The sequence below is a fragment of the Streptomyces sp. NPDC026672 genome (genome assembly GCF_040638185.1).
GTDB lineage: Bacteria > Actinomycetota > Actinomycetes > Streptomycetales > Streptomycetaceae > Streptomyces.
Genome location: NZ_JBEZXS010000110.1, coordinates 1 through 1,449 on the forward strand (window position 1 = coordinate 1; position 1,449 = coordinate 1,449).

A 1,449-nucleotide genomic window follows, 5' to 3' on the forward strand; every position below is an offset into this window, starting at 1 on the left:
CGACGCTTCCTAATGCTCCTGTCAAGCGGCTGTAGTCACCGGAGGTGTGACTTGGTAGCACCGTCGGTCACGGATCAGGGCCCAGATGACGTTCACGCGTCGGCGGGCGAGGGCGAGCACAGCCTGGACGTGCTTCTTGCCTTCGGCGCGTTTGCGGTCGTAGAACTTCCGCGAGTTGGGGTCGTAGCGGACGCTGACCAGCGCGGAGGTGTAGAAGACACGCTGGAGTCTCCGGTGGTAGGTGACCGGCCGGTGGAAGTTGCCGCTGACTTTGCCCGAGTCGCGAGGGGCGGGGGCGACGCCGGCGAAGGCGGCCAGGGCGTCCGGGGAGTCGAATTCGTCCAGGTCGCCGCCGACGGCGGCGAGGAACTCGGCGCCGAGGGTCGCCCCGATGCCGGGGACGCTCAGGACGATGTCGGCGAGCTCGTGCTCGCGAAACCGGCCCTCGACGAGCTTGTCCATTTCGGCGATCCGCTCGTTGAGGGCCATCACCTCCCCGGCCAGGGTGTGGACCAGCTTCGCAATGGTCTTCTCCCCGGGGACAGCGGTGTGCTGACGCTCGGCGGCTTCGACTGCCGCCTCGGCCAGGGCTCGCGGGTTGCGGACCTTGCGGTTGGCCAGCCATGTGGTCAGCCGGGTGGCCCCGATCCGGCGAATCGCGGCTGGGGTCTGGTAACCCGTCAGCAGCTCGAGCGGGCCGGTGTTCGTCACGTCCAGGGCCCGTTCCAGGGCCGGGAACATGCTCAGCAGGGTGCCGCGCAGGCGGTTGACGACGCGTGTGCGGTCCTCCACCAGGTCGGACCGACGTCCGGTCAGCAGCTTCAGCTCGACGGCGGCCTCGTCGCCGGGGCGGATGGGCCGCAGGTCGCGGCGCATCCTGGCCTGGTCGGCGATGACGTAGGCGTCACGGGCGTCTGTCTTGCCTTCGCCGCGGTAGCCGTCGGAGGCCCGGTTCACCAGGCGGCCGGGCATGTAGAGGACCTCCTGGCCGTGGCTGACCAGCAAGGCCAGCAGCAGCGCGGGTTCCCCGCCGGTCATGTCGATGGCCCAGGTGACCTCGCGGCCGTCGGCCAGGTCCAGGACGTCGCCGATCAGCCTCAGCAGCTCGGGCTCGTCGTTGGCGACCCGCCGCGACAGCAGCGTCTTGCCGTCGGCGTCCACGGCGAGGGCGTGATGGTGGCCCTTGCCGCTGTCGATCCCCGCCCATATCCGGCTCATCGTGCTCCTGACGTACGCGCTCGTTCTGTTCGTGCCACGGACGACCTCGCCGGCATTGCTCTACACAGCGACTTGTTCGCACTTCCTAATCGGCGGCCGAGTCGTCGTGGGGTGCCGGGCGGCGAAGCGTCGTATGCCACGAGATGGCAGCCGCCTGATAGCCACACCCAGCACCCCTGGGCGACCCAACCCTACGAATGGCTCGATCAACCCGATCAAGAAGGTAGAGCC

Annotated in this window: 1 protein-coding gene; it reads right to left on the reverse strand. The window is 68.9% G+C overall.

Annotated elements, in window-relative coordinates:
• Positions 1-21 precede the first annotated feature (21 nt).
• Positions 22-1,218, reverse strand: a complete 1,197-nt coding sequence (locus tag AB0F77_RS42995) for an IS110 family transposase (RefSeq protein WP_358079825.1) — start codon at positions 1,216-1,218, stop codon at positions 22-24.
• Positions 1,219-1,449 lie beyond the last annotated feature (231 nt).

What these genes read in the sequence shown, in the direction of transcription:
- AB0F77_RS42995 (WP_358079825.1), bottom strand. Translation starts at nt 1,218, where the DNA reads ATGAGCCGGATATGGGCGGGGATCGACAGCGGCAAGGGCCACCATCAC.